This is a genomic window from Myxococcus sp. CA051A (assembly GCF_013336705.1).
GTDB classification, from domain to species: domain Bacteria; phylum Myxococcota; class Myxococcia; order Myxococcales; family Myxococcaceae; genus Myxococcus; species Myxococcus llanfairpwllgwyngyllgogerychwyrndrobwllllantysiliogogogochensis.
In genome coordinates this window covers 58,158-82,421 of sequence record NZ_JABUMS010000021.1, presented here as the reverse complement: position 1 = coordinate 82,421, position 24,264 = coordinate 58,158, and the positions used below count along the sequence as shown (strand labels likewise).

At 69.1% G+C, this 24,264-nt stretch carries 20 protein-coding genes; 9 read left to right on the top strand and 11 right to left on the bottom strand.

Annotated features, from left to right (window positions below; translation table 11 throughout):
• From HUA74_RS39040 to HUA74_RS39015, 6 genes are all read left to right on the top strand, one after another.
• Window positions 1–3,141 carry an efflux RND transporter permease subunit gene (locus tag HUA74_RS39040; RefSeq protein WP_174458644.1) on the top strand — a complete coding sequence of 1,047 codons (3,141 nt, stop codon included), beginning with the start codon at window positions 1–3 and terminating at the stop codon, window positions 3,139–3,141.
• 246 nt (window positions 3,142–3,387) lie between these two features.
• Window positions 3,388–3,981 (top strand): peptidoglycan-binding protein, encoded by a 594-nt coding sequence (locus HUA74_RS39035; protein ID WP_174458643.1) that lies wholly within the window; start codon window positions 3,388–3,390, stop codon window positions 3,979–3,981.
• A 9-nt stretch (window positions 3,982–3,990) separates the two neighbouring features.
• Complete coding sequence (locus HUA74_RS39030; RefSeq protein ID WP_174458642.1) at window positions 3,991–6,090, top strand: hypothetical protein; 2,100 nt, start codon at window positions 3,991–3,993, stop codon at window positions 6,088–6,090.
• Window positions 6,087–7,667, top strand: a complete 1,581-nt coding sequence (locus HUA74_RS39025; protein ID WP_174458641.1) for a hypothetical protein — start codon at window positions 6,087–6,089, stop codon at window positions 7,665–7,667. The genes HUA74_RS39030 and HUA74_RS39025 overlap by 4 nt, the downstream gene beginning before the upstream one ends.
• Window positions 7,668–7,783: 116 nt before the next feature.
• Window positions 7,784–8,293 carry a cytochrome c-type biogenesis protein gene (locus HUA74_RS39020; RefSeq protein ID WP_174458640.1) on the top strand — a complete coding sequence of 170 codons (510 nt, stop codon included), beginning with the start codon at window positions 7,784–7,786 and terminating at the stop codon, window positions 8,291–8,293.
• A 3-nt stretch (window positions 8,294–8,296) separates the two neighbouring features.
• Window positions 8,297–9,271, top strand: a complete 975-nt coding sequence (locus tag HUA74_RS39015) for a tetratricopeptide repeat protein (protein ID WP_141648029.1) — start codon at window positions 8,297–8,299, stop codon at window positions 9,269–9,271.
• Between the two features lie 87 nt (window positions 9,272–9,358).
• Here the strand turns inward: HUA74_RS39015 and HUA74_RS39010 are convergent, their stop codons facing one another.
• Window positions 9,359–9,931: a tRNA-uridine aminocarboxypropyltransferase gene (locus HUA74_RS39010; RefSeq protein ID WP_174458639.1), complete on the bottom strand. Its 573-nt coding sequence runs from the start codon at window positions 9,929–9,931 to the stop codon at window positions 9,359–9,361.
• 144 nt (window positions 9,932–10,075) lie between these two features.
• Here HUA74_RS39010 and HUA74_RS39005 point away from each other — a divergent pair, with 144 nt between their 5' ends.
• Entirely contained in the window at window positions 10,076–11,755 is a 1,680-nt protein-coding gene (locus tag HUA74_RS39005) for a hypothetical protein (protein WP_174458638.1), read from the top strand.
• Between the two features lie 126 nt (window positions 11,756–11,881).
• Here the strand turns inward: HUA74_RS39005 and HUA74_RS39000 are convergent, their stop codons facing one another.
• The 9 genes from HUA74_RS39000 to HUA74_RS38960 all read right to left on the bottom strand — a co-directional run bounded on the left by HUA74_RS39000 (window position 11,882) and on the right by HUA74_RS38960 (window position 22,114).
• Entirely contained in the window at window positions 11,882–13,084 is a 1,203-nt protein-coding gene (locus HUA74_RS39000; RefSeq protein ID WP_141648025.1) for a GNAT family N-acetyltransferase, read from the bottom strand.
• Between the two features lie 52 nt (window positions 13,085–13,136).
• The gene (locus HUA74_RS38995; protein WP_371745776.1) at window positions 13,137–14,315 is read right to left on the bottom strand and encodes a DegT/DnrJ/EryC1/StrS family aminotransferase; all 1,179 of its coding nucleotides are present in this window, start codon (window positions 14,313–14,315) and stop codon (window positions 13,137–13,139) included.
• Window positions 14,303–15,421, bottom strand: a complete 1,119-nt coding sequence (locus tag HUA74_RS38990) for a GNAT family N-acetyltransferase (protein ID WP_174458637.1) — start codon at window positions 15,419–15,421, stop codon at window positions 14,303–14,305. The genes HUA74_RS38995 and HUA74_RS38990 overlap by 13 nt, the downstream gene beginning before the upstream one ends.
• 35 nt (window positions 15,422–15,456) lie before the next feature.
• The gene (gene yvcK / locus HUA74_RS38985; RefSeq protein ID WP_174458636.1) at window positions 15,457–16,548 is read right to left on the bottom strand and encodes a gluconeogenesis factor YvcK family protein; all 1,092 of its coding nucleotides are present in this window, start codon (window positions 16,546–16,548) and stop codon (window positions 15,457–15,459) included.
• Between the two features lie 95 nt (window positions 16,549–16,643).
• Complete coding sequence (exoE, locus tag HUA74_RS38980) at window positions 16,644–18,011, bottom strand: polyisoprenyl-phosphate hexose-1-phosphate transferase ExoE (RefSeq protein WP_174458635.1); 1,368 nt, start codon at window positions 18,009–18,011, stop codon at window positions 16,644–16,646.
• Between the two features lie 101 nt (window positions 18,012–18,112).
• A complete protein-coding gene (locus tag HUA74_RS38975) occupies window positions 18,113–18,853 on the bottom strand; it encodes a CpsD/CapB family tyrosine-protein kinase (RefSeq protein WP_141645315.1) in 741 nt (246 codons plus the stop codon).
• A 28-nt stretch (window positions 18,854–18,881) separates the two neighbouring features.
• Window positions 18,882–20,291 (bottom strand): Wzz/FepE/Etk N-terminal domain-containing protein, encoded by a 1,410-nt coding sequence (locus HUA74_RS38970; RefSeq protein WP_174458634.1) that lies wholly within the window; start codon window positions 20,289–20,291, stop codon window positions 18,882–18,884.
• A 33-nt stretch (window positions 20,292–20,324) separates the two neighbouring features.
• Window positions 20,325–21,476, bottom strand: a complete 1,152-nt coding sequence (locus HUA74_RS38965) for a hypothetical protein (protein WP_174458633.1) — start codon at window positions 21,474–21,476, stop codon at window positions 20,325–20,327.
• A 65-nt stretch (window positions 21,477–21,541) separates the two neighbouring features.
• On the bottom strand, window positions 21,542–22,114 hold the full coding sequence (locus HUA74_RS38960; RefSeq protein ID WP_174458632.1) for a polysaccharide biosynthesis/export family protein: 573 nt from the start codon (window positions 22,112–22,114) through the stop codon (window positions 21,542–21,544).
• A gap of 379 nt (window positions 22,115–22,493) precedes the next feature.
• On the opposite strand from HUA74_RS38960, the gene HUA74_RS38955 reads away from it, so the two are divergent.
• The gene (locus tag HUA74_RS38955) at window positions 22,494–22,691 is read left to right on the top strand and encodes a hypothetical protein (RefSeq protein WP_141645311.1); all 198 of its coding nucleotides are present in this window, start codon (window positions 22,494–22,496) and stop codon (window positions 22,689–22,691) included.
• A 92-nt stretch (window positions 22,692–22,783) separates the two neighbouring features.
• On the opposite strand, the gene HUA74_RS38950 is transcribed toward HUA74_RS38955, so the two are convergent.
• Entirely contained in the window at window positions 22,784–23,578 is a 795-nt protein-coding gene (locus tag HUA74_RS38950) for an SDR family NAD(P)-dependent oxidoreductase (protein ID WP_141645310.1), read from the bottom strand.
• Window positions 23,579–23,706: 128 nt separating this feature from the next.
• Here HUA74_RS38950 and HUA74_RS38945 point away from each other — a divergent pair, with 128 nt between their 5' ends.
• Window positions 23,707–24,234, top strand: a complete 528-nt coding sequence (locus HUA74_RS38945) for a MarR family winged helix-turn-helix transcriptional regulator (protein ID WP_371817378.1) — start codon at window positions 23,707–23,709, stop codon at window positions 24,232–24,234.
• Window positions 24,235–24,264 lie beyond the last annotated feature (30 nt).

Genomic DNA, 24,264 nt, shown 5'->3' with positions numbered 1-24,264 from the left:
ATGCTGACCCGAGTCATCGACTGGTCGCTGACGCATCGCGGAGCCGTCCTCGTCGGCACCCTGGCCCTCATCATCTCGGGGCTCTTGTCCTTCCGGGCGCTGCCCATCGACGCCATCCCGGACACGACACCCACGCAGGTGCAGGTCAACACCGTGGCCCCGGCCCTCACGCCCCTGGAGGTGGAGCGGCAGCTCACCATCCCCATCGAGCAATCACTGGCGGGCCTGCCCCGCGTCAGCGAGCTGCGCTCCATCTCCAAGTTCGGGCTGTCCCAGGTGACGCTCCAGTTCAGCGACGGCACGGACCTGTGGTTCGCACGGCAACAGGTTGCCGAGCGGCTTGGCCGCGTGGAAGTCCCAGCGGGCATCGAGCGTCCCTCGCTGGGACCGGTGGCCACGGGCCTGGGCGAGGTCTTCCACTACGTCGTCAAGAGCCGGACGAAGAGCCTGGAGGAGCTGCGCACCCTGCATGACGGCATCATCGCGCCGCGCCTGCGCAGCGTGCCCGGCGTCGCCGAGGTGAACGCCTGGGGCGGTGAGGAGAAGCAGTGGCACGTCGTGGTGGAGCCGCGCCGCCTGCAACAGTTCAACCTCTCCCTGCAGGACGTCTACCGGGCGCTGGAGGAGAACAACGCGAACGTGGGCGGTGGCGTGGTGGAGCGCGGAGGCGCGGCGAGCCTCGTCCTCGGCGTGGGCATCCTGGAGAGCGGCAAGGCCGTCGAGGACGTCGTCGTCGCGGCGCATGACGGCGTGCCCGTGCGCATCCGCGATGTGGCCCGCGTGGAGGTGGGCCATGAAATCCGCCGGGGCGCCACCACGGCGGATGGCGAAGGAGAGGCCGTCCTGGGCCTGGGCTTCATGCTGGTGGGAGAGAACTCCCACACGGTGACGAAGGCGCTGGCGCAGCGACTCGAGGAGGTGAAGCGCGCCCTGCCCCAGGACCTCTCCGTGGAGCCCGTCTACGAGCGCACCGAACTGGTGGACCATGTGCTGCGCACGGTGCGCACGAACCTGCTGGAAGGCGCGCTGCTCGTCATCGCCGTCCTCTTCCTGTTCCTGGGCAACTGGCGCGCGGGCCTCATCGTCGCGGCGGCGATTCCCCTGTCCCTGCTGTTTGCCTTCAACGCGATGCTGCAATTCGGCATCGCCGGCACCCTCATGTCCTTGGGAGCCATCGACTTCGGGCTCGTCGTCGACTCGTCCGTCATCCTCGTGGAGAACGCGGAGCGGCGGCTCGCCGAGGCCCGAGGGAGCCGCTCCCTCCTCGAAGTCGTGCGCGACGCCGCCGTCGAGGTGCGCGGGCCCACCCTCTTCGGTGAGCTCATCATCCTGGTGGTGTATCTGCCCATCCTCGCGCTGGAGGGCGTGGAGGGGAGGCTGTTCCGCCCCATGGCGCTCACCGTCATCTTCGCCCTGCTGGGCAGCGCGCTGCTCTCCATGACGTTGATGCCGGTGCTGGCATCCTTCGCCCTGAAGCGCGGCGGGGGACAGCACCGCGAGCCGCGCCTCGTCACCTTCCTCAAGCGCCGCTACCAGCCCGTGCTCGACTGGGCCCTCCGTCACACCCGGGCTGTCCTCGTCGGCGCGGGGCTGCTCGTCGTGGGTGCGCTCATCGCCGCCACGCAGCTCGGCAGCGAGTTCGTCCCGCGCTTGTCCGAAGGCACGCTCGTCATCAACACCGTGCGCCTGGCCGAGGTGTCCCTCACCGAATCCGTCCGCTACGGCACGCAGATAGAGAAGGTGCTCCTCACCCGCTTCCCCGATGAAGTGCGGCGCGTGTGGACGCGCACCGGCACGGCGGAGGTGGCCACGGACCCCATGGGCATCGAGCTGTCCGACGTCTTCATCACCCTCCAGCCTCGGGACACCTGGAAGCGAGCCACGACGCAGGATGAACTGGTCGCGGAGATGAAGGCGGAGCTGGCGGACCTGCCCGGGATGCGCATGGTGTTCCTCCAGCCCATCGAGATGCGCGTCAACGAGATGATCGCCGGCGTGCGAGGCGACGTGGGCATCAAGCTCTTCGGGGATGACCTGGACGTGCTGAAGGCCAAGGCCCGTGAGCTGGAGGGTCTCGTCAAGGCCATCCCAGGCGCCGCCGACGTCACCGTGGAGCAGCTCACGGGTCAGCCCGTGCTGGAGGTGACGGTGGACCGGGAGGCCGTGGCCCGCCACGGCATCTCCACCCGCGCGGTGCTCGACATCGTGGAGGCGGTGGGTACCCGAAGCGTGGGCGAGGTGCGCGAGGGCGAGCGGCGCTTCGACCTGGCCGTGCGGCTGTCCGAGGAGTACCGCGATGACCCGGCGAAGCTGGCCACGGTACCGGTGACGGCGCCCGGGGGAGCGCGTGTGCCGCTGGGGCGGTTGGCCCGCATCCGTGAGGTGTCCGGGCCCACCACGCTCCAGCGCGAGTGGGGCAAGCGCCGCATCGTCGTGCAGGCCAACGTGCGCGACCGGGACCTCGGCGGCTTCGTCGATGAAGTGCGCCACAGCCTGGACGAAAAGCTGGAGCTGCCCTCGGGCTACTACCTCCGCTTCGGCGGACAGTTCGAACACCTGGAGCGGGCACAGGCGCGCCTGCTCATCGTGGTGCCGCTGGCGCTGGCCCTCATCTTCCTCCTGCTCTACCTCACCTATCGGCGCGTGCTCGACGCCGTGCGCATCTTCGCGGGCGTGCCCTTCGCCCTGGTGGGCGGCGTGCTCGCGCTCCTGCTTCGGGGCCTGCCCTTCTCCATCTCCGCCGCCGTGGGCTTCATCGCCCTCTCCGGCGTATCGGTGCTGGGAGACATGGTGCTCGTCTCACGCGTACGCGCCCTCCTCGATGAAGGCCACGCGTTGAGCGAAGCCCTCCGCGAAGCGGCCCTCTCACGCTTGAGACCCGTGCTGATGACAGCCGCCGTGGCCGCCATCGGGTTCCTGCCCATGGCGCTCAACACCGGCGTGGGAGCGGAGGTCCAACGACCTCTCGCCACCGTCGTCATCGGCGGAGTCATCTCCTCCACCCTGCTCACCCTGGTGGTGCTGCCGGTCCTCTACGCCGTGTTCGGAGCCGGACGGCAACGGCCCCCGCACCCACGGGAAGAAGTACCCCCGCCACCCGCGGAGGCCCTTCTCGACGCTCACAAATCAGCGGCGGGCTGACCCACCTGCTCGGGCACCTCTCCCCCTGGGACACGACCGCGTCGAGGAGCGATCACTCGCCCTACCCACCAGGCCAGGACCGCGTCACCTCCATGACCTGACAGGTTCGGCGGGTTTCACCCAACCGACAGAATTGTGGATTCCTCACTGTCACTCGATTCCGGGTTCAGGAGCACTGCGCTTATTTTGGCGTCAACGGCATCACGGTGACGGCACCTGGGCGAGTCGAAGCACGGGGGACGCGGCATGGTCAGTCCGAGGACGGCACCGATCCGGACAGGTAACACGAGCACCTTCACGCTGAAGCAACGACGCCTGCACATCATCCTGTTGGACCCGAGGGAACAGCCCTACGCGGGACGTGAGTACGTCCTCCGAGTGGGACGCACCGAGCACTGCGGCACGACAGCCTCCGATGGCTCGCTCTCCCACGAGGTCCCCGGCCTCGCCACCGGTGAGCTGCTGTTGCACCTGCCTCCGCCCGACCCGGGCCCCGACGAGCCTCCGCCCCCCGTAGCAACCCGCCCCGGCCAGCCTCCCCGATATCCCCCGTCCATCGTCGCCAGCGACTTCATGGACACGCACGCCTCGGTGGAGCCCTCGCCCGACCTGCTGAGCTGGGCGCTGCACCTCGAATCCCCCGCGACCTTCGACGCCGACGCGATGACGGCCGCCCAGGAACGACTGCACAACCTGGGCTTCCTCATCGAAGGCGAGCGCGGCGCTCCCGGGCCCCGCACTCGCGCCGCGGTGCGCGCCTTCCAGCGCCACCATGGACTCGCGGAAACAGGTCAGCTCGCGGACGTGCAACGCGAGCTGATTCGCCGTCACGACACGTGAGCCCCCGCCATGGCACGCCTCGCTCTCTCGGCCCATGTCGCGCTCACTCCTCCCAGTGGACGCAATCGCAACCGGCTTCGTCTCGCCAGCTTCGGCGTCACGGACTTCCGGCTCTCCATCCCCGGCGGCGCGACCTCCCGCTTCCATCGCCCGGGACTCCGCACACGCACCACCGAGGCTCCCGAAGATGACTTCCACTTCGTGCCCGAAGTGGAGCCCGCGGAGCTGACCTATCGGCTCTCCAATGACGCCCACCTCGTGCGCGTCGGTCGCCTGGAGCTGTTCACCCGCCACGCGAAGAAGCCCCTGTGGACCCGGGACCTGACCGCCGAGGAGCTCACGGGCGGCGAGCACCGCCTGCCCTGGGACGGCACCGTCACCGCGTGCGAGGCCTTTCCCGATGGCGTCGTCACCGTGGAGCACTCGCCCTACAAGCTCAAGCTGACACTCCAGGGCGCGGGCCTCCCGGAGTGCCCTGTCGCCTGGACGTTCTTCCATGTCCTGGTGGATGGGATTGAGCTGGAGCTGGGTGACTCCCGCGTGCTCACGCGACAACGGGACCGCGACGTGGCGACGGCGCTCGGGCGGCTTCCGTCCGACGGAGAGCGGGCGGAGATTCGACTCGTCAGCAACCTCTTCAAGACACGCATCGAGGAGATGAGCGACGACACGGACGTCCGGCAATACCGCCGCGCGTGGGGCATGGGGCCCGATGTCCCCATCTTCGCCCGCGCGTGGCTCAAGGACTCACGGAACCGTCGCGTCGACGCTCCCCGCGCGCTCGGCAGGGTGCGCTTCCTCTGGGATTGGGAAGACGAGTCCGAGGACCTCACCCCGCACTCGCCCCTCGCCCGCGCCTATCTGGAGCACGCGCTGGCGCGGCAATGCCAGACCTCACGCCCCAAGGGAGACAACGCGCACCGCGACGTGGGCGGCAAGCGCGGCCAGCCCTCCGCGACGGTCTTCCCTCGGCAGACCGGTTACACCCCGCAGGCCGAGCCCCGGGACGGAGCGTTCCCCTTCCGCGTCGTGCCGTGTTCGAAGCGCAAGTGGGCGGCGTACAGCCTGCCGTGGACCCGCGGCGCCTTCGCGGGGCGAACGGGTGTGGTGTTCCAGCCCTCACGCATCGCGGGTGACGCCTGGCGCGTGACGGTGCAGCTTGCCTACGACAAGCGGAAGGACGGCGGCGTCGTGCTGGACGTCGAGGACGAGGCTCCGCTCCCCGCCGCCATCCAGGCCCGCACCGGCATCTTCGAGTCCTGGCGCGAGGTCCACATCTCGCGCGTGCTGCGCAAGCACCCGAGCGTCACCAGCGTCTGCATCGCCGACCTCCAGCAACACTTCGCGCGTGCCTTTCTTCGACTGGAAGACCGCAGCGGCGGTGTCACCGCCATGGACGCGGCCACCTACAACTCACGCATCGCCCGAGCCGTCGCTGCCCTGTCGCCGGAGGTCCGCGCCGCCATCGACCCCTCCGTGGACCAATACGCTGCGGGCCCGCATGCCCTCACTTTTCGCACCTACCCGAACTTTCTCGACGAAGTGAAGCGGCTGCGCGGAGGTGGGCGCGCCACCGCTTCTCTCTGGCTCGATTCCGGCAAGGTCGCGAGTAGGGACAACAAGGAACACAGGTACCATCGTCTCTGTAAGGACTGGGCCAAGAGCATCCTCGTCACGGCCTTCGACGAGCCCACCGGCGGCACGCCGGGCATCGTGCTCCTGCAGTTCAATGGCCTCTACAATCTCGAAACAGAACCTGGGAGCAGTCGCGTCAATGGATTCTCCCAGGAGTTTCCCTCGAAGGACCGCGCTCGCTGCGCCGTCGTGCAATGCGGAACCGCGAGGAACTACAGCGGCGGCGCCAACTCGCTCGTGCAGACCATCGCCCACGAGGTGGGCCATCAGCTCTTCCTTCCCCATGCCCCCTTCCCGGTCCACCGGGTGCCCACCGGCGCGAGGACTGAACAGCATGACCAGGACGGGAGCGATTGTCTGATGGGTTACGACTTCTCCGTGGAACGACGGTTCTGTGGCATGTGCCTGCTACGACTCCGGGGCTGGAACAAACAGGCGCTGAGCAGCATCGGAAGTCGGAACGCCCGGCCATGAGCCCAATTCTCCTGGCCTGCCACGCGGTCCTCGTGTCGCTGACGCTCGCGAGCACGCCCCCTCGCCCCACCCCGAGTCCTTCCAAGCCGACTGGAGGTCCCTCCGTGCGCATCCAGATCAACCTGCCCCAGGAGCGCTTCACCGCCATCGAGGACCGCATCCCGCGCGTCACCGTGCGCAACGAGGGCCCATCTCCGGTGGAGCTGGCGGACCCCTTCCGGAACGCAGATGACACGCTCACGTACACGCTCACGGGCCCGGAGTATCCCCAGGGCCGCAGCGCCAACGCGCGCGAGTTCACCCTTCGCAATCCAGACCACGCCGTCTCCCCCGACGCCGCCCCGCGCGTGAGGCTCGGCGTGGGACAGGCGCTCGAGTCCGTGCTGGAGCTGCACGAGTGGCTTCCCGTCACCCGTCCCGGACGCTATCGCCTGGAGGCGCGGCTGGAGCAGCCGGCGCTCTCGGTGGAGTCGACGCCCGTCGAGTTCGAGATCGTCGCGTCGACCTCGGGTTCCGCGTCCTTGGGCTTCGACGTGGCGGCCAGGTATCGCAGCAGCGTCTTCGCCACGTGGTTCCAGGAGATTGAGGGCCAGCCGATGCTCGTCGCGGGCGTCTATGCGGACGCGACGGACGACAGTGAGTGGGGCGTGCGGTGGAGTCCCGCGACCATCCTCGGCCCTGTCGAGCCCGGCTCCAGAGACGCCCTGGCGCCGTGGACCAACAACACACAGGGCGCGCCGTGTGTCGACTGGGTGGTCTGGCGCAAGGGCGCCTCGGTGATGGCCCTGGCGGAGCCCGCAACCACCGAGCATCCGTTTCGCATGGACCTGGAGGCGCCCCCCGAGTCCCTGGTGCGTCCGCCCCTCCAGACAGCCGCCGGTGAGCTGTTCATTCCCTTCATCGCCGCGGGCGGGAGGGAGCTTCGGCTCCTCCGCTTCCAGTCCACCCTCGATTCGACGGAGGTCACCCCCGGCCGCGAGGTGGGGCGCGTGCGGCTGCCAGGAAAACCCATCGCCTCGCGCGCCACCATCCAGCCCGACTCCCTGGGAGACGCCATCAGCGTGGTGCTCGTCGAGGACACGGCCGAAGGACTGGACCTGCACCATGTGCGCAGCCGTGCCGGAGGTGGGCTCACCCGCGTCGCCAGCACCCGCCTGCCTGGGCTCAGAGCGCTTCCCAGCTCGGAGCCCGGGCTGTGGATGGACCCGGCGGGCAGGCTGAACGTCGCGGTGCTCGCAGCGTCACTGAAGCACCCACGCCGGGCCATGCTCGCGCAGGTGCGCTACCGGGCGGATGGGAGGCTGGAGTCGCCCCCTCGGGTGAAGGCCTTGGCGGAGCTCCCCGCGGTACCTCGCGCGGCCATCGCCCGGCACCATCCGGAGGACCTGAGCAAGGGCGAGCTGTTCTGGGCCATCCTGCTGGTGGATGGGCGGATGGTGACCTCCTCCACGAAGAATGGAGGCCCGATAACGCCCCGTCATCCGGTGGCCCTGCCGCTCGAGCTCTACCCGGCCCGGGACACGTACGTGCTCACCGTGGACCCCGTGCTCGGACCTTCCTTCGAGCCCCTGCGCTGACACCGTGACGGATGCCCACCTACAGCCCGGGCGGCGGGGCGGGCGTCCGGCGCTCAGGTTTCACTGTCCAACACGGGCCCGGTAGAGCTAGGTAGAGACGGCTCCCGGGAGTTCCGATGACCGCCGCCCTGCTTTCCCTGACCCTTGCATTCGGCCTCATCACCGGCCAGTTCGCGCCCCAGCAGGCGGCGAGCGAGCCTCTCGCGCCCGAACTCGAGGTCCGCGTCCAGCAGCTCGGCAAGACGTTGCGCTGCGCGGTGTGCCAGGGCCTCTCCATCTCCGACAGCCCGTCCTCCATGGCGCGCGCGCAGCTCGACATGGTCCGCGAGCTGGTCTCCGAGGGGAAGAACGACCAGGAAGTCGTCGACTTCTTCGTGTCGCGTTACGGAGAGTGGGTGCTGCTGGAGCCCAAGGCGGAGGGCTTCAACTGGTTCGTCTGGCTGGGCCCCGTCGCGCTCCTCATGGTGGGCGGGTTCGTCATCTGGCGACAGGTCCAGCAAGGACCGCCCCCGCAGGCCACGGCGGCCACGCCGGCCACTCCTTCCGCCCCCACTCCGGGCACCCCTTCCGCGGCGGATGACGCCGACCCCTACCTCCAGGCCGTGCGCCGGGAGCTGGAGCGCTAAGCCATGCAGCAACAGCCGACCAACTGGTTGCCCGGTATCATCGTCCTCGCCGTGGCCTTCATCGCCGCCGCCGCGTGGCTGCTCTTCATGCGTCGCAAGGGCGCGCTCACCACGCCCGAGCCCAAGGATGGTGTGCTCGACGACCTGGGCCAGCGCGCGCAGTCGCTCATCGACCAGCTGCGCACCCTGGAGGCGGACAAACACAACCTGGCCGCCGAGCAGTACGCCGCGGAGAAGTCCCGCCTGGAGCACGAGGCCGCCGCGGCCTTTCGCGCCAAGGACGAGCACCTCAAGCGCAAGGCGTCCAGTGGGGAGCCGCGCGCCCGGACGCAGCAGGCGCCCGCGCCCACTGGCTGGTCGGCGCGCAATCCGCAGTTGTCTGGCGCGCTGTGGGGCGCCGGCATCGTCCTGTTCTTCGGAGGACTGGGCTACCTGCTCGTCTCCGAGCAGCAGGCGCGCACCGACGGGCAGGAGGCCACGGGCCGCATGCCTCCGGGCGCCCCCGGGCAGGGTCAGGCGCCGCAGCAGGGCGGCATGGGCGCGCAGCAGCCGGAAGGCGCGGAGATGGAGGAGGCGCGCGCGCGGCTGGAGGCCAATCCGTTCGACCTGGACTCCGCGTCCATGCTCAGCCACGAGTTGATCCGTCGTCAGCAGTTCGACGAGGCCGCGACGGTGACGGCCAAGGGCCTGGCGGTGGACCCGTTCCACGTCGAGCTGCGCGTGCACCGGGGCGTGCTGCGCGCCACTCGAGGGGACATGGAGGGCGCCGAGGCGGAGCTGACCGAGCTGGTCAACACGTGGCCCGACGCGCAGGAGGCGCTCATCTTCCTGGGCAGCCTCGCGCTGCGCCGCGACGACAAGCTCAAGGCGCTGGAGCACTTCGAGCGGTTCTCCGTCGAGGTGCCGCGCAACATGCAGCCTCCGCAGCTCCTGCCCGCGATTGCCCAGCTGCGCTCCGAGGTGGCCGCGGTTCCGTGATGGGTCCGGGCTTCCACTCTGGAAGCCCGCGTGGTCCACACAGTTGTCGAGCTGGGTCCGTGAGTGGACGGGCCCTGTGCGGCGGAGTCAGTTGAGCGTGCCGCACTCGGCGATGCGCTGAACTCGCAGCGCGGCCAGTCGCTCCAGCGCCGCCGCCGCCTCGGGTCCTTCCAGCATCGCCACCGCGCGGGCTATCGCGTCGAGGGTGGACATCCCGGACGGATGCGTGGGCGCGCGGAGCATGAGCATTCCGGACTCGGGCGGTGGGAGGACGAGTCTTGGAAGCGTCCGGAGGACGGGGATGCGTTGAGACATCCGCCGAGCCTGGGACCAGCTCCCGTCCAGCACCACGAGCTGTCGGGGCGCGGGGGCATCCGGCGGTGCGGAGGGACCGTCTGGGAAGAGCATCCAGGTGCCCGGCTCGGAGAGGACCGACGTGTCGAAGGACTCGTCCGGCGCGCCGTAGGTGAGCAGCTTCGCGTTCGACAGCGCGAGCGCGGCCACCCGCCCGGTGTTGCTCTTCTTCCATGTCTCCACGATGTGCTGGAGCAGGACGATGCGGGTGCGCGTCGCGACCTGGGGAATCTCTGCGCACAGGCACAGGTGCTGCGGGAGGTTGCAGCGCTGACAACGGGGCCGACGAAAGACGGGGACAGACATCCTCCTGCATCCTGTTCCGCGAGCCCCTGGAAGAGAAGCGCTCGCACCTGCTCACCCTGAAACATCCCGAGCCGTTGATTTCGCGTGCCGTCACAGTGTTACATCGTGACCGCAGTGCAGCACCGTGACTGAAGAGGGGGAGACATGTCGACTCGTATCTCGAAGGACGCATCGCCCGTCGCGAATGTCGCGGCGGAGCAGGCCCGTCGTGCCGCGGAGGAAGCCGCGCGGCGTGCGGCGGAAGAAGCGGCCCGGCGCATGTTGGAAGAACTCACGAGGCTCGCCGCCCAGGCCGCGAGCCTGGACGCCAAGAAGCCCGACTCATTCAAGACCGCGCAACCCCAGACGCGAGGCCCTGACCTCGCGACCGATGGAACCTCCGCGCCCGGCACCTCGCTCGCGAGCGAGAACGCGAAGGACGGCCGGGTAAACTGCCTGGACGCGATCGCGGACTTCCTGTCGCTGGCGCCCGCCGTCATCCGCGCACGCTCGGAGGTCCTCTTCCTGAAGGACAGCCGCCCCGGCGCCGAGGGCACCACGGGCCACGTCGTCATCCGCCAGGGCAACAACATCTACGACCCCACGACGCGCGAATGGACCGCGTCGGAGACCTGGCTGAAGCAGCACCCCGAGTACTCCATCGCGGGCTCCGTGCCGGGGAGCACGGTGAACACGATTCTCTCCGCTCCCCCTGGCCCGGAACGAGAGGCCGCGCTGGCCCGGGCGAACCTTCCACCGGAGATCGCGAACATGGTGGTGGCGGACACGGGCACCTCGCTCCCCGTCCCCGCCTGGCTCGAACAAGGCGGCCCTCCGCCATGGCTGCACGGCGCCTGGCACCATCTGGATGCCACGGCCCAGGCGAGCGTCCTGAACGGCATCCGTGAGAATTGGAGCCAGCACGTCGAGGACATGGCCCCCGCGTGGATTCGCGACCCGTCCCTGTCTCCTCCACCCCTGACGGAGGACTGGAGCGAGCTGTCGCCGGAAGAGCAGCGCGCGACGGCCGAAGAGCACTGGGCCACGCTGGTCGAGGAAGAGATGTCCCTCTACTTCGGGCCCCTGCCTGAAACCGGCGTGGCGGCGGAGACGCCTCTCATCGGCACCTCACGCGGGTGGCCCTGGGGCGAAGGCAGCGTCGGCGAGTGGGCCGCGAACCACTCCGCGGGACAAGACCCCATCGCCCAGTACCTGAACATCGGCGCCATCCTCAACGGCGAGGGCAAGGACTACACCCACGGCAACCTGTGCGGAGAGCTGTCCGCCCTCTCCGTCATGGGGATGGAGCTCGTGGACGGCCTCACCCGCTTCGCCAACCTCGGCTCCGATTACCGAGGCATCCTGAGCAACGGCGAGATGCTGACGAACTCCACCCACCTGGAGACCTTCCTGGCCAGCGAGGGCTGGAGAATCGTCGGTCAGCAGGCGGGCTCCGAGAACGACCCGACCATGACGGACCTGGACGGCAGCTTCAGCGCCACCAACACGTACAACAACAACCACGCGCAGAACCCCACGCCCGAGGCCGTGCAACGCATCCTCGACGACGGCGGCGCATTGATGGTCCTCGTCAACATCGACGGCGCCGACAACGGAATGCTGGAGTCGGTGCGCACCTCGGACCAGGACATCACCCACTGGGTGAGCGTGGTCGACATCACCGAGAACGCCCAGGGACAGACGTACGTACGCGTCTACAATCCCTATCAGAACCGCGAGGAGGTCTACTCGTGGGCGGACTTCAAGGCGGCCTGGCAGAGCCCCAGTGAGTCGGGCTTCACGTACGTCGCCGCGATGCCGCCCGACGCAACCAGCACGCCCTGAGCGAAAGGCCGCGAGCGAAAGGGCGCGCGGCCATTCACGCCGCCGCCCTCTTCTGCTCGCATCGGACGCCCGCCTCCGGCCTCGCCCTACGCACGATGCCGGTCGCCTGGCCTCACCGCGACGTCCTCAATCCACCGCGGCACGGCGACGCCGGAACCGGCGCACCTTCTCCACCCACGTGCCCGGCATCACCTGCTTCGCCGCGTTGCGCCCCTTGCGCGCCAGCTCCTCCGCCCGGGTGAACCAGGCCCCCGCGCGCGTCCCGCTGTGCACGCGCACGGACACCGTGCGCCGCTGCTTCGACACCCAGTCGGACTTGTACGTCTCGGTGCCTCGCAGGAAGTCGTACTCGGTGAGCCCGGCCTCCATCGCGTCCTTGAACGTCTCGCCCACCAGCACCAGGCCCACGCTGCGGTTGCGCCACTCCGGGTCATACCCGGACTGGAAGTACACGAAGCGGTCCCCGTGCACGATGCCGTACACCGAAGCCACGGCCCGGCCGCCCACCTTCATCGTGTACAGCCGCAGCCGTCCCCGCTCCGCGAGCAATTGCGTCGCGTCCCGGTGGAACGACTCCACACCCGTGCCCTTGATGCCCTGCGAGCCACCGTCCTCCGCCCACCGCGCCGAGTGCAGTCGGAAGAAGTCCGTCATCGGCCCGGCCAGCTCACCCGGCGCCTCGGTGCGCTCTATGCGGTAGCCATCCTGCTTCTCCAGCCACTTGCGCCGCCGCAGGTAGTTGTCACGCCGACCCGTGCGCTTGAGGAACGCGTCGAACGGCTCGCGCGGGTCCAACACGTCGTACGGACACACGTACCGCTCCGACAGCCGCACGTCCTGTCCGGAGAAGGCCGCGCGCAGAACGTCCACCGTGACGGAGTCCTCGCGCAGGTCCGTCAAATCCAGCACGTCCCACTCCTCGCGCAGCGCCACCAGCATCCGCGCGAAGGCCCCCGCAACCTCGCGCTCCGCGCCCCTCCGGGCCACGACGTCCAGGTAGTCACTGCCCACGTGCGTCTCGCCCAGGAAGCCCAGGCGCCGCACCCGAGCACCCGTCACCCGACGCGTCTCCAACCCCAGCGGCAACAGCCCCACCAGCGTCCCCGCCGCATCTCGCGCCGTCAGGACCAAGGGCCTCCGCCCCGGTTCGATGCGCCGGCACCACGGATACAACCACTCCCATGAATTGAAGGGCCCCGCGTGGCTCGAATCCAGCAGCGAATCCCACTCCGCGCGCATTCCCGCCAGCGCGGACAGACTGCCCACGGCGCTCACGTCCAGCCGCTGCGCGGCGCGCGGCCCCTGCCTCAGCTCGTCTTCGCGAATCACCGTCCCGCCTCCTCGGAGGGGAGAACCGCCCCTCCCATCCCCGCAGACCCACTCATCCCGCGCGCTTCTTCGACCGCTTCTCCGCTCGCACCGCGTCGCGCACCACCAGCGCCACGTCCGCCATCACCTCCGGCGACAGGTCCTGGTGACACGGAATCTCCACGATGCTGCGCCGCAACTGCGCCACCTCGGGGAACGCCCCCGCGTCACACGCCGGATGGAAGCGCTTCCAGAAGTCGATGGCATCGATGCCCTTCGCCCTCAGCCGCGCGAGCACCTCCGCCTTCTCCTGCACCACCATCGGGAAGAAGAGTGGACACGCGCCGGGCGGCAACTGGTTGAACAGCGGCGGCACCACGTCCCGCAGCCGGCCCAGCAGGTAGAAGTAGTTGCGTCGCCGTTTCTCGACGATGGACTCCAAATCCTGCGCCAGGGCGATCCGCTTCGTCAGCGGGCTCATGCCCAGGTCCACATGCTTGCGGTCGAAGTGCTGCGTACCCGTGGCCACGCGCTCGATGCTCGCCGCCTTCACCGTGCCGTGCCCCAGCGTGCGGACGAAGCCCCGCAGCGTGCGCCCCGCCACTCCGCCGCGCAGCTCCAGGTTCTGCAGCAGCGCGGACACCGTGTGACTGAAGGTCGACGCGGACGGCGGCGACGGAGGCTCCGGCAGGCTGTAGGAGCGCGGCCCGTTCACCACCAGCGCGCCACCGTTCGGCACGGGCAGCGTCTTGTAAAGACAGTAGATGCCCACGTCCCCCGTCGTCCCGAGCGGCACCGAGCCATCCGACGACAGGAGCGACAGCGCGCAGTCCTCAATCAGCACCAGCCCGTGCTGGTCCGCCAGCTTGCGCATCTCTTCCACCGGGCCCGGGAAGCCCGCGTAGTGCGTCAGGTACAGCGCCTTCGTCTTCGGACCGATGCGCCGCGCCACGTCCTCCAGGTCCACGTCCCACCGGCTGCCCACCCGGTAGAACCGCGGCGTGGCGCCCGCGTCCACCAGCGCCTCCACCTCCACGCCATGGTGGTACGACGGCATCAGGACTTCGCCCTTGTCCAACCCCAGCATCTTCACCGTGAGCCACACGGCGTTGCGGGCGAAGTAGAAGTAGCGGACGTTGGGGGACGAGAACGGCGGCAGTGCTCCGGGCCGGGGCTTGGACAGCAACATGCCAGGCCACAGCGTGGGCAGGGACGGCACGAACATCTTGCCCGGGGGAGTCATCGCTTCCATTTCGCCACCACCTCTTTCACCGCCGGGCTCCACCGGAACTTGGCCGCGCACAGCGCCCGGCCGAAGGCGGAGTCGTTGAAGATGTAGAGCCACGTGTGGCGCCGGACCTGGTCGGTCCAGTCGCGCTTCCACACCATGTCCGGCCCCAGGAAATCGAACTCGCGCAGGCCCCGGTCGATGCAGGCTCCCACCACTTCCTCCATCAGGAGCTGGCCCGGGCTGCACTCGCGCAGCGCCTCGTCGTAGCCAGGCTTCAAGAGGAAGTAGCGCCCGCCGTCTTCCAGGCCGTAGTGGAAGGCCACCGGCCGGCCATCCAGCCGCAGGAAGTACAGCGCCAGCTTCTTGCGGTAGGCCGCGTCGCGCCCCAGCTCCGTGTAGAAGCCGCGCGTCGCCGCGTCCTGCGCCATGGCCGTGCCGCGCTCGCCCTTCCAGCCGCTCTGCTCCAGCAGGAAGCCGTCCTCCAGCGTGCGCTCCAAATCGAGCCCGCCCTCCACCCGCTCGAAGGTGACGCGGCCCTTCTCCTCCAGCTTGCGACGCCGACGCCGGCAGTTCGCCTTGAACTTCGCCTGAAGCGACGCCTGGTACTTCTCCCGCGTGGCGGGCAGCGGAATGTACGGAGACTGGAGCGACTCCCACGCCCCCACGGGCATGTCCGCGCTGCGGGCCGCCGCGTGCAGTCGCCACGCCGAGCCCCCATCCGGCACGTCTGTCAAACGCAGCACGTCCCACCCGCCCCGCCGTCGCAGGTGCGAGAGGAACAGGGCCGCGGCGACCTCCGGCTCGCGGGCCAGCAGGTCAAAGCGACACGAGTGCGCATTGGCCGCGCCGGAGAGCTGACGCACCGGCACGCCGTACAGCGTGGTGCGCTCCTCCCACAGCGGCAGCGCCGCGCTCAGCTGGCCATCCGCGTCCCGCAGCGTCAGCACGCGCAGGCGCGCGCCGGGGGCAAAGTTGTCCAGCCAGATGCGCAGGAACTCGTGCCGGTAGAACACCTCGCCGGACGTCGCCTCCACCAGCGCGTTCCACTCCGACTCCAGGGCCATGAAGGCCGCACGGTCGTCGACTTCGACGACGCGCGGCCCGGGGTTGCTCAGGGTTGCTTCCATGTTCGGGCGCCCAAGGTGGTGATGGGAAGGCGTGGCTACAAGCCGCTGCGCGCCATCTTCAACAGGCAGGCGGCGACCTTGCGGCTGTCGTGTCGGATCCTCGACCCATCCTTGAGGAGGTCGGCCCGCACCGGCACCACCCCCGCGGCGATGAGCTCGCGAGTGTCCACGTCGACGGGGAACGAGCCCCGCCGCCCGTACCGCCGCATGGCGTCCGGCGCCGGCAGCGTGCCGTTCACCAGCACCGCGTCCAGCACGGGGCCCACGTGCTCTCGCACCGCCTGCACGTGGTCCAGGCACGACATGCCGTCCGTCTCCCCCGGCTGCGTCATCAGGTTGGCCACCATGACCTTGAGCGCGCGCGTCTCCTTCAGCGCCTGGGCCACGCCGTCCACCAGCAGATTGGGCAAGAGGCTCGAGTACAGCGAGCCCGGGCCAATCGCCACCAGGTCCGCGGTGTAGATGGCCTCCAGCAGGCCCTCCACCGGAGGCGGCGAGCGCGGGCTGAGCGTCACCTTGCGCACCCTCCCCTGCGCCCGGCAGATGTTGCGCTCGCCGACGACCTCCGTGTCGTCATGCATCTGCGCCACCAGTTGCACGGAGGCCAGCGTGGACGGCAGCACCGTGCCGCGCGCGCCCAGCAGCTCGCCGGACATGCGCACCGCCTCCATGAAGTCGCCCTTGAGCTCCGCCAGCGCGGCGATGAGCAGGTTGCCCACCGCGTGACCGGCCAACCCCCGCGCCCCACCGAAGCGGAACTGGAACACTTCCTTCAGCGCGCTTCGCCCTCCGGCCAGCGCCACCAGACAATTTCGGATGTCACCCGGAGGCAGCGCGCCGTGCAGCCGGCGCAGGCGGCCGGAGCTGCCCCCGTCGTCGCTCATCGCCACCACGGCGGTGATGTCCACGCCCGGGTCGCCCGGCTTGGGCGCCGCGCGCTTCGCCAGGCCGCGCAGCACCATGGGCAACCCCGTGCCGCCGCCAATGGCGACGATGCGCGTGGGCCGCTGCAGGTGCGGCTGCATCAGCTCGTTGCGGTCCGTCTCCCGTTCACGCTCACGCTCCCTGCGAGCACGGGCTTCCTCCCACGACTCCGGGAGCTGCGAATCCATGTCCATCCCCACCATGACCCAACCCCCATCCACGACGCCCAAACCCGCCACCCCTGGCGAGTCCCCGCCCGACCTTCCCTCCCTCGAGGGAAGGCCGACGAGAGGTGTGCCTACCGAGCTCCACGCCCGAGCAAAACATGCCTCACGGTGTGGAAAATGATGCCCACGTCCAGGAACAGCGAGCCGTTCTTCACGTAGTACAGGTCGAACTCCAGCTTGTTGCGCGCATCCTCCACGGAGGCTCCGTAGGGGTAGCGAATCTGGGCCCAGCCCGTCAGGCCCGGCTTCACTGCCTCACGCAGTCCGTAGAAGGGAATCTGCTGCTTGAGTTGCTCGACAAACACGGGCCGCTCCGGACGCGGACCCACGAAGCTCATCTCCCCCATCAACACGTTGAACACCTGGGGAATCTCGTCGATTCGCGTGCGCCGGATGAACTTGCCCACCCGGGTGACACGGTCATCGTTCGCACGAGCCCACACCGCGCCGTTCTTCTCCGCGTCCGTCCGCATGCTGCGGAACTTCCACAGGTAGTACGTCACGCCTCCCAGCCCCGTGCGCTCCTGTCGGTAGAAGACAGGCCCCTTCGAATCCAGCTTGATGGCCACCGCCACCAGAAGCAGGAAGGGTGCCGACAACGCCAGGAGCAGCGACGCCACCGCCAGGTCGAAGGCCCGCTTCAGCGCCCGCCGCAACGGAGACACCGTCAGCTCGTCCGCGAAGGCGAAGTCGCTCGCCCGGAGGAACTGCACCGGAATCCGCCGCAGCACCCGCTCGCAGAAGCCCGTCGCGTCATAAACGCGGCGGCCTTGCAGCCGACAGCTCAGCAGTGAGTCCACCCAGTTGGCCCCGCGCATGTCGTCAGCAGCCTGCACGACATATGCCGCGCCCATGCGGGCCGCCATCTGCTCCAGGGGTTCCTCCGTGGTGCGTGGGTCCACCAGCGCGACGACGCGGTAGCTGCCCTCGCCGCCCGCTTCGATGGCGGTCGCCACCGCGCGGGCCTTGAGGCCATCACCGACGATGAGCACCGCGTGCGGCGCCCCCACCAGCGCGCGAATGGACACCCGGACGACCAGCGTGCCCGCCAGCGCCCCCATGGCTCCACCGAGCAGCGCGCCAGGAGGCAGCGCGACGGGCAGCACCAGCGGGGCCACCAGCATCACCCCACCGGTCACCATCGCCGTGACACCCGCGGCCTTCAGGAAGCGGTAGCCCCGCGCCCGGTCCTCCGCGGCGACGCGCAAGTCATACAAATCCAACAGGTACAGCGTGAACTGGAACGTGACCACGAAGGCCGCGCCCAGGCCCAGCAGCGTGGGCCACAGCGCCGTGAGCGGCGGCCGTGTCCCAGCAGGCGCGAAGAGTGCCGCACAGGCCGCCGCGCCCATCACGCAGGCCAGTGCGATCGCCGAGCTCTCGGCGAGGAAGAACGTCAGCTTCTTGGCAGAAAAATAGTGGTGAAAAACCCGGAGCACGTGCCCCTCCAACCAACCCGCCCGACTCACGACCCGCCCCCTCGACTCGTCACCTCCGCCCCACTCCCGTCACCGGGACGCGGGGCGGAGGCTACCGCCCTCTACTTCTGCTTCTCGTAGTTCTTCAGGTACGGCGTCGCATGCACCTCCGCGCCGTTGAGCACGCACCCCAACACGGGCGCGCCGGCCAGCTGCTCCACCGCCTGGTGCACCGTCTTGCCCGGCGTCACGTTGGCGCGGATGACCATCAGCACCCCGTCCACCTGGTGCCCCAGGATGGCCGCGTCCGCGAACGGCAGCGTCGGCGGCAGGTCGATGTACACCTCGTCGAAGCCCTCACGCACCGCCTTGAGGAACTGCTTCATCCGAGGGCTGGCCAGCACCTGCGAGGGCTCCTCCGGCGCGGTGCCGGCGGGGATGAGGGCCAGGCGCGTGGCCGCGAAGCGACGCACCACGTCCCGCACCTCCACCTCGCCGGACAACAGCTCCGCCAGGCCCGTCTTGTTGCGCACCCCCAGCGTGGCCGCCACACCGCCGCGCCGCAGGTCCGCGTCCACCAGCAGGATGCGCCGGTCCGGATTCGCCCGGGCCGCCGCCATCGCCAGGTTGACGCTCGTCACCGTCTTGCCCTCGCCGGGCATCGCGGAGGTCAGCGCCACCACCTTCATGGGGCGCAGCTCCCGCATCCGCTCCAGCCGGTAATACAGGCTGCGGTACTGCTCCGCCGCCGCCGAGGCCGGCGCGGTCAGCGTCACCACCCGCCGGTCCACCGCGTTCGGGTTCGTCGAGTTCTCATCCACCCGCGGGAGGAAGTTGCCCGCCCGCTCCATCGTCTGGTCCATGTTCGGTTTCCGTCCTTTCCTTTGGGTGTCAGTTCAAAGAGGTGGGGGAGGACACGTTGTTGCGTCCGCCCTGGGACGGCATCAGCACGCGCCGCTCCGTCTTGCCCTGCATGTCCGGCACCACCGCCAACACCGGCAGCGTCAGGCGCTGGCGCACTTCCGAGCCATCGCGCAGGCTGTCGTCACGCATCTCCAGCACCGCGCCCGTGAGGATGCCCAGGCCCAGCGCCACCAGCAGGGCAATCACCAGCCCCGTCATCCGGTCCGGCCTCGCCGCCGTCACCGGCACGCCCGCGGGGGAGATGACGTTGAACAGGCTCTTGGAGCTCTTGGCCTCCAGCTCCTGGGCAATCTCCGCCTCCACCTTGCGGCTCACCACGCTCTGGTACTTGGTGCGCGCGATTTCGTAGTCGCGGTTCATCACCCCCAGCTCGTGCGCCCACTTCGGCGTGTTGTTCAGCCGGGCCTGGTACGCCTCCGCCTTGCCCTGCAGGTCGACGATGTCCTTCTGGATGGCCTCGATGAGCCCCACCACCCGGCCGCGCTCGGCACGCTCCGCCCACAGGCGGCCTTCGGCCTCCTTGCGGCGCGTCGTCATCCCGTCCAGTTCGGACTGCATGCGCTTGATCTCCGGGTGGTCCTCCGTCCACGTCGTCCGTGCATTCACCAGGGCCCGCGTCAGCCCGCTCTCCGCCGACTCCAGGCGACCGGCCTCGCTGTCCACCGCGTTGCGAGCCCGCGCCAGGTCCGAACGGCGCGCTTCCGCCACGCGCAGCTCCTCCGACTTCGTCTGCAGCTCGTGCGACACGCGCTCGAGCCCTCGCATGTTCATCTCCATCTGCTCGGGCAGCTCGCCCAGGTGGTCCACCTTGAACTGGGAAATCTTTCGCTCCCAGTTGGAGACCGCCTTGCCCATGCTGCCCATTTCCTCGGTGAAGAGGTCCGTGGCACGCGCCGCCTGCGCCTGGCGCAGCTTCAGCGTCTCCTCGGAGAAGATGGTCGGCAGCCGGTTGGCCACCTGCGCGGCCACCTGCGGGTCGCGGTTGGTGTAGGTGATTTCGAACGCCGTCTCACCCTCCACGCGCACCTGCAGGTCCTTGCGCATCTGCGCAACCGCCGTCTCCATGCCCTTCTCGGACACGATGTCCGGATAGAGGTTCATTTCCTCGATGGCCTTCTGGAGCACGGGGCGTGCCATGAGCTCCTGGCGCACCGTGAGCAGCCTTTGCTCGATGAGCTCGCTCACCGTGCGCTGCACCATTTCCTCCCCTGGCCGCTGCGGCTCCACGCGGACCACCGCCGACGCTTCGTACATGCTCGGCCGCGTCATCACGATGGCCGCTCCCACCGCGAATACCGCTGCTGTGATGGCTCCCACCAACGCCTTGCGGCGCCAGAGAGAGGCCAACAGCTGGTCCGCCGTCATCCCACGCTCCATGATCCGCTCCTCCACCAACCCACTCACGTGTTGTCACCACGCCGTCACGATGAGACGGACAGCGAAAACGTTGCGCGTCAGATCTCCCGCAGCGCCCGCCGACTCCGCCACGCCCACCTGGGCAATCCGGTCCACCGCTCCCTGAGCCGCCACCTGGCGGCTGAAGCGGTACTCCACCCCTGCACCTACCGCGTACCCCTGGGAAACCAGGGGGGTGCTGCCAAACGTCGTCCAGTCCCGCGAGGGCGCTCGCCCGTTGCGGAAGAAGCTGGCCGCTCCAAACGCCGAGAACTGGTGGTCGAACCGCCGCGCCAGCATCAGCGACGCGTAGTCCGCCCACAGCGCGGTGGCGAAACCGCTGGCGCCGACCAGGTCGTGCCCCACGGCGAAGCCCAGGTCGAACAGCTCACCCTCGCGCGCCAGCTCCACATTCACGCGAGGAACCCACCCGCCCTCCTGCCCGTCCGGCGCCAGGTAGCGCACCGGTCCACCGCGAACGATGAGCGTGGTGGGCCGCGTCAGGCGATAGCGCAACGTGCCCGCCACGCCATGCGCCTGGGACAGGGAGTTGTCGTAATAGAAGCCCTGGTAGCGGTACTCCACGCCCAGGGTCAGCCGGCGCGTGGTGCGGTACATCACCTCCAGGGACGGCGTGTGGGCATAGCCCGGCTCCTGGCCGCTCTCGAGGATGCGCACCACTTCGATTCCGTAACCCACGCGCACGTCCACCCGCTCCGACGCGCGCGCGGTGAGTCCCAACCGGGCCTGCGTGAAGAACGTGGGTGACGTCGAGCGGGCCAGACCATCGCGAGGCAGCGAGGTGGGGTCCGTGACGCGGAAGACGCGCACGTTCGTGTCCACCCGGAGCCGCCGCGACAACAGGTGCCGCAGCTCCAGTGCCCCGCGGTGGTCCAACGTCACCTTGCCGGAGCCGTGCCGCATCAGCACGTCCGCGCCGTAGTAGCCGTTGAGGTTCAGCCGTTCGTCCCTGCCCTCGACCCCCAGGCGCGGCGACAGCTTCGTCATCAGCTGGCCGCCCGTGGCGCCCGCGCCCAGGCGCAGGTCGTCGTCGTAGCGTTCCTCGGCGGCGATTCTCAGCCGAGGCTCCCACACGGTCGCCGCCGGTACGGCCGGCGCGGTGAGCATGAGGCCCGTCAGCAGCCACTTCTTCCAGTCGCCCTTCACCGTCGTCCTCCCTCGCCTACGCCACCCACCGTCCATGGACCCCTCACTCGACTTCCGACGACGCTTCACGGCACGACGATGGTGTCACCGGGCCGAAGCATGACGTCCTGGCTCCCGTCGGGAGAGATGAGGTCGCTGTAGCGCACCGGAATCTGCCCGCCGTTGCCGTCGCTGCGGATGACGACGATGCCATCCGAGTTGGCGAAGTCGGTGAAGCCGCCCGCCAGGGCGATGGCCTGGATGAGCGACACGCGGCCGCGCAGCGGATAGGCGCCCGGATGCGTGACTTCGCCGGTGACGAACACGCGGCTGCTGTTGACCTCGCGGACAATCACAGTCACGCGCGGCTCCTGCACATACGGCTGGAAGCTGCTCTTCAACGCCTCGGCCAGCTCCGTCGGCGTCTTGCCCGCGGCCAGCACCTCGCCCACCATCGGCATGGAGATGTAGCCGTCGGGGCGAACCGGCAGCGTGCGAGACAGCTCCGCGTCGCGCCACACCGCGACGTCCAGCACATCCTCCCGTCCAATGCGGTAAGGCTGCTCGGCGTTGTCCACCTTCACCGCAGGCTGGTGCGCACACCCGCCCAGGAGCATCACCCCCAACACCGTCCAGAACCCCGCGCTCGTCTTGCCCATCGTCCTCTCCCTCGTCGCTGCGGATGTCTCTTGGAGTCCCGCACCCGCGGAACTCGTCCCGTCCTACCCGGCGCGGTTGCCATAGCAGCGGGTGTGCCATGCAGCCCTGGGAGGGAAAACCCATGGATCGTCGTGGGTTACGAAATGCCCAGCGATTCGACCTCCCGCGGTCCGGGAAGAATTACTGGCATCGGACGGGGGGATGGCCCGGTGTTTTCGACAGTCTCCCTCCTGTTGATGGAAGACATTTTCCCACTGCGGGGCACGTGGCTTCTCATTCCGCACCGTGTGTGCGCGGCACGCGAATTGAAGTCTGTTGAGGGAGAGGAGTTTTGGTTCCACAACGGGCCCCTGGGCCCGGCAGACAGGGAGCGAGCGGATGAGGAAGGCAGCGGGGGCGGTGGCGGCGGCGTTCGCGATGGGAACCGGAGTGATGACGTGGATGGGCGTCGCCTTCGCGGCCCAGACGGAAGCGGCGGCGCTCGGGGTGATGGGGCTGGCCCTCTACGCGAGCAGCGCGCTGTTGAGCGGCAAGACGGCCGAGGACACGACGCGAGGCATGGCGAACCAGGCCTGACGCCTCGACACGAGATATCAGTACAAGGCCCGATGCCCGCGAGGACATCGGGCCTTTTGTTTTTCAGACGTCAACCCCGTCAGGGGTCGCACTCAAGGAATGGCGCGCACCACTCCGCCATCCACGCGCAGCGCCGAGCCGTTGATGCCCGACGCCTGCGGGCTGCACACGAAGGCCACCAGCGAGGCGACCTCGTCCGTGCGCGCGAAGCGCTGGAGCAGCGACGACGGCCGCGCGCTCTTGAAGAACTCGCGCTCCACCGTGGCCACGTCCACGCCCTGCTGCTTCGACAGGCTCTTGAGGAACTCCTCCACGCCTTCGGAGCGAGTGGGCCCGGGGAGGATGGAGTTCGAGGTGATGTTCGTCCCGGACAGGCCCTCCGCGATTCCGCGCGCCAGGGCAATCTGCGCCGTCTTCGTGACGCCGTAGTGAATCATCTCCACGGGAATCTGCACACCGGACTCGCTGGAGATGAAGACGATGCGGCCCCAGTTCTTCTCGCGCATGCCCTTGAGGTAGTGCCGGCTGAGCCGCACGCCGCTCATCACGTTCACGTCGAAGATGTTCAGCCAGTCCTCGTCGGAGATGGCCTCGAAGGGCTTGGGCTCGAACACGCCCAGGTTGTTGACCAGGATGTCCACATGGGGAACGGCCTTGACCATCAGCGCCGCGCCCTCGCTCGTGCCCAGGTCTCCCGGAACTCCGCGCAGCTTCGCGTCCGGCTGCTTGCGGCGGACCTCCGCGATGGCCGCGTCCACGCGCTCCTTCGTGCGTCCATTGACGATGACCTCCGCGCCCTCCCGGGCCAGGGCCTCCACGATGGACAGGCCAATGCCCGCCGTGGAGCCGCTCACCAGCGCAACCTTGTTCTTCAGATCCAGGTCCATTCGTTCCCTCTCGAATTAGGCGGCGGTTGGTAACGGCTGGGGGGGCCCCTCGCCAGCCCGGTGTTCGGCGCTCCCGGTCGCCCCGTCCGTCACGGCGTGGTCAGCCCACATTGCGGAGTATCCGTGATGTGGTGTATTTCTCGCCGGGCATGGTCCGGACGAAGAAGGGCGCGAAGAAGGCGACACCCTCCCCGCTCAAGTGCACCCCCGCGCAGCGCGAGCTGGGGGCCAGCCTTCTGCAGAAGCTGATGAGCTTCAACCGGGCACGGGCCGTCCTCCGGGACCCCATCAGCCAGCTCTGCCAGGAAGAGGACCTCAGCTCGCCCCAGTTCCACGTGATTCTCTGGCTGGGCTACGACGGGCCCCTGCACACCGGTGAGCTTTCGCGGCTCGCGGACATCAATGACAAGAGCATCACCGGCGTGGTGGACCGGCTGGAGCACCGGGGCCTGGTCGCACGAACCCGGCATCCCGACGACCGGCGCACCGTGGTCAACACGCTCACGGCGGCGGGCCGCGCGCTCTACGCCGAAATCGCGAACCGCATCGAGACGGGCCTGGGCTTCTTCATCGGAACCATGGACCCGCTGGAGCAGGAAATCACCTTCAGGCTCGCGGACCGCCTCCTCACGCTCATGAGCAGCGGCTCGAAGTAGGTCGGCCCTGGGGGTGGCATCGAAGTCACC